Annotated in this window: 1 protein-coding gene; it reads left to right on the forward strand. The window is 69.2% G+C overall.

Annotated elements, in window-relative coordinates; translation table 11 throughout:
• Positions 1-723: hypothetical protein (locus ACFFU4_RS18350; RefSeq protein ID WP_377071347.1), on the forward strand; the 723-nt coding region annotated here is incomplete at both ends.

The following is a 723-nucleotide window of genomic DNA, read 5'->3' on the forward strand; positions in this document are numbered from 1 at the left end:
GATGTCGAGGCACTTGAGTTCCTGTTCGAGTACTCGACCGATGGCGGTCTCGTCTGGCAGCCGCTCGGGTCATCGCCCGACCCCTCGCTTACGGTGTCACCCACTCCGGCGGGCCTGACCGATGTGCGCGCCGCGGCGACGCGCGATGGCCTGCGCGGCGCATGGATATCCGAGAGCGTGGCTGGTGGCTCACTCACGGCCCCGACCGGCTTTGCCGAAGTGACGCCGGGCCTGTTTTCCTCTGGAACCCGCCTGCATGTGACGGCCGATCCCGTTGCCGGGGCGGCGAGCTACCGCTTCGAGTTCCGCGACGCGAGTGCCGGGATTATCGGTTTCCTGTTCCGGGCCGCACCGGAAATCGACCTGACGATCGACGAGCTTGTCGCCGCCGGCGTCGCGGCGCGGGACACGGTCATCCGGCTGGCGGCGCTGGACACCACGGGCGCGCCGGGGGCCGAGGCGGAACTGGCATTGTCTGCGGTGGCACCCGGCAAGCCTGTCAACTTCAGACTGTCGAATGGCGGCCTGGTCAGGTGGGACGAGGGCACGCCCCCGCAAACGCGCGGCTGGCAGGTCTGGTGGGACGATGGCGCGAGCACCAAGGTGGTGGAGACCGCCGCGTTCCCGATCGACAAGCACGGATGGCCCGACCGCCTCGACGTCGCGGGACTGGATGTGTTCGGCCCCGGCGTGATCGCGGGTGTGGCCTTCAATCTCGACGGT

This window comes from Roseovarius ramblicola (assembly GCF_042430665.1).
Lineage (GTDB): Bacteria > Pseudomonadota > Alphaproteobacteria > Rhodobacterales > Rhodobacteraceae > Roseovarius > Roseovarius ramblicola.